The following is a 3,542-nucleotide window of genomic DNA, read 5'->3' on the forward strand; positions in this document are numbered from 1 at the left end:
GCATTAATTCTAATATAGAGGTGATTGAAAGTGACTTTTAAAAGAAAACTAGCGGTAACGACAATCGCGGCAAGCGTAGCGATGTCCGCATTCGCGGGAATTCCTCTCAGCAGCAAGGGGCTGTCCGAGAAGCTTGGTTTTAACAATGTAGCTTACGCTACTAATCTGTCTGACTTGATTACAAAGTCCGACAAGCTTTATACCGAGTTGGTCAAAGACACGGAAGGTCTAGAGGCTGTAAATCAACTGAAAGGCCAGCTTCAAACAGCATTGGCAGACGGAACTATCGTGTCCGGGCTAGTGGCGAAGATTGCAAAAGGGAATTCTGATATTTCGGATGATCTCCAGGGTCTGCTTATTGAGCTTCTTTCTAATGTGATTCCTAACGATGCCGAGGATACATTCGAATACTACGCGGGTGAGTATGCTGGTTTGCTAGGGCATATTAGGACGACGCACGGATTGACAGCTCTGTCCGTTGAGGACTTGGCTTCCGTTATTTTGCAGCTTCAGGTGAATTTCTCTACGCTGTTGGTTGACATCAACCTGGATAATATCCTTACAATTAAAGATCAATTAAAAGCGGCGGCTACTAACGCTATCGCTTCGAACACGAATGTTGCAACATTAGCGGGTCCAACGAAGGCCGATATTACAGGCGAGGATCTAGCTGATATCTATGTTGGCTTGCAAAACAGCAGTGTTAGCAATACAACAGTTATCGCGGCCTATAACGCCCTTAACAAAGCCTACAAGGCCGCATTCCCATCGACCCCTCCATGGAGCGGCGGCATCTACGTACCTCCTGCAACTATCGATATTCCAGCCGAAGTCAAAGAGCTGGAAAAGAAGTTCGAGGAGCTCGCCGAGAAGCTGGAAAACGCTAGCGACGAGGAGAAGGCTGAGCTTATCGCAGAAGCGATTGCAGAGGCGCAAGCTTTGATCGACAAGTTGTCCGACCTGAGCACTTCAGTAACCGTTAGTGGTGATGTTGCAACGCTTAAGCTGGACGAGAACAAGGCTTTGGCTGCCATCGCTGGTATTGGCGCAGTTGTTGAAGCTCTTGAAGAAGCGACTGGTGCAACAATCGAAAACTTGGATGTAACGGTCGATTTCGGCAACGTTGCCCAAGATAACCTTGTTATTGCTCTATCCGACGCAGTCATGAAGAAAGCTGTTGAGGTTGGACTCACAGGCATTATTTTGAAAGTTAGCGGCTTGGAGGTTAAACTACCGGTTGGTGGTACGTTCTCCAATGCTGTAGACTTCAAAATCAACAAATCCGAGGCTACTGAAGAAGTAACCGGCGGTCTGCAAGCGGCATCCGATGTATTCGAGTTCATTCTCTCTGTGGGCGGCAAGTCGACGACAACCTTCAGCAATCCGATTCAAATTGTATTCCCGCTTGGCGATACAACGGGCCTAGATACGGAGCTTCTGACCGTTGCCAAGCTTCTTAAGGACGGGCTTGAATTCCACGGCGGCCGCGTCAAAGGCAAAACAATCATCGAAAGCCGCGATTCCTTCTCGTCCTATGTAGTCGTAGAGAACTCGGTTTCCTTCGACGACACGGCGAGCGTAGACGCATGGGCTGGCCGCGCAATCGAGGTTATTGCAGCCAAGGGCGTTATTCACGGCAAGCTGGAAGGTCAATTCGATCCATCGGCCAAAGTAACCCGCGCACAATTCGCGAAAATGCTCGTTCGCGCGCTTGACCTGAACAACCAGGCTGCAAAAGAAAAATTCGCAGACGTGGAAGATGACGCATGGTATGCTCCTTACATCGCTGCAGCTTCCGAGAACGGCATTATCTATGGCCGCTCCGCAACGAGATTCGATCCGCATGCTGAAGTTACCCGCGCGGAGATGGCTACGATGGTTGCACGCGGTCTAAAAGCAACGAGCGGTGCAGCAGACATTGAAGATGTCGAAAAAGCGCTGCAAGCTTTCGCCGACGCGGAGCAAATTAACGAAACGCTGAAGCAAGGCGTAGCGTTTGCTGCCGAACATAGCATTGTAGTAGGCAACGGAGGTAAGTTCGCTCCTAACGCAAGCGCAACACGCGCTCAAGCTGCAGTTATCATCTACCGTGCATTCAATTTTGAGGTTTAATTAAAAGTTGATCGTACATTGCGCTGAGTCATAAACTCAGCAAGAAGTTTTCAATGGAATAATCTTCCTCCCATGTGGATGGGAGGAAGATTTTTTCGCGATTACCGCCATTGTTGTAGTAATATATCGGATCATAGGTTAATATTAGGATATTCATAGTTCAAAAGGCATGAAAAATAGATTTGTGTTGTGCCTAATGGAGGAGTATTAAGTGTCAAACGAACTAGATTTGCGACAGTACATGACTATTATTCGCAAGAGACTCCCATTCATACTCATACTCGTTCTTCTCAGCTCCGCGGCTGCGGCCGTATTCAGCCTGTTCTTTAAGGATCCTCTATATGAAGCCTCGACGAAGATCATCGTTAATCAGACCCAATCGCAGCTAACGACAGGACAGCTGGACTTGAACCAAATAAATACGAATATTCGAATGATTGATACATACAAGGAAATCATCAAGACGCCGGCTATCCTGGATAAGGTCGAAGAAGGTTACCCTGAGCTTGGGTTAACGGCTGAACAGTTGGCGCAAAGGATCAAGGTCAGCTCCGTTAATAACACGCAAGTGATGACGCTGGTCGTGGAGGATACGGAATATCGTAAAGCGGCGGAGACCGTGAATGCCGTGTCGAAAGTGTTCCGCGAGGAGATTCAGCATATTTTCAAGGTGGAGAACGTGTCCATTCTAAATGAGGCGGATCCGACGCGCGAGCCGGGACCCGTATCGCCAAACGTGCCGCTTAATATCGCGATTGCATTCGTCGTCTCATTAATGGTTGGCGTCGGTATCGTCTTCCTGCTGGAATACCTCGATGACACGATTAAGACGGAAGCGGATGTGTTGGAATATCTGGATCAACCAACACTAGCCATGATATCCAAGATGGGTGCGGAGGATTCGGGACAGGATCAATCGCGCAAGAAAGCCAATAAACCTTACGTCAGGGGGGAATTAGAGCGTGTCACGGTCGAAAAATAAACGTCAGTTGATTACCCTTACGAATTCCCGTTCTCCGATATCGGAGTCCTACCGGGCCCTGCGTACGAACATAGACTTCTCCTCCATCGACGAGAAGCTGCAGGTCATTATGGTTTCTTCTGCGGGACCGGGCGAAGGTAAGTCGACGACGATCGCAAATCTCGCGGTCGCTTACGCACAGTCAGAGCGCAATACGCTGTTGATTGACGCCGATCTGCGGAAGCCTACTGCCCATCATACCTTCTCCGTTTCCAACAGATGGGGACTATCGTCCGTTATCTCGAAGCAATGCACCATCGAAGAGGTTGTCCAGATGACGGATATCCCGAATCTGAATGTCATGACGTCGGGGACAATCCCGCCAAATCCGGCGGAGATGTTAGGCTCTAACCGGATGTCTGCGATTATTGAACATCTCAAGTCGCAATACGACGTCATCCTGATCGAC

Annotated in this window: 3 protein-coding genes; all 3 read left to right on the forward strand. The window is 48.9% G+C overall.

All coding sequences use genetic code 11. The features are described from left to right. Positions 1–30 precede the first annotated feature (30 nt). Positions 31–2,112, forward strand: coding sequence for an S-layer homology domain-containing protein (locus PAT3040_RS20960; protein WP_146200498.1), 2,082 nt, complete (start codon positions 31–33; stop codon positions 2,110–2,112). Positions 2,113–2,323: 211 nt separating this feature from the next. Further along, positions 2,324–3,094: a YveK family protein gene (locus PAT3040_RS20965; protein WP_108994273.1), complete on the forward strand. Its 771-nt coding sequence runs from the start codon at positions 2,324–2,326 to the stop codon at positions 3,092–3,094. After that, positions 3,075–3,542: CpsD/CapB family tyrosine-protein kinase (locus PAT3040_RS20970; RefSeq protein ID WP_108994274.1), on the forward strand; the 468-nt coding region annotated here is incomplete at its 3' end. The genes PAT3040_RS20965 and PAT3040_RS20970, both read left to right, overlap by 20 nt.

Origin of the sequence: Paenibacillus agaridevorans (genome assembly GCF_003112455.1) — a bacterium.
GTDB classification, from domain to species: Bacteria; Bacillota; Bacilli; order Paenibacillales; family Paenibacillaceae; genus Pristimantibacillus; species Pristimantibacillus agaridevorans.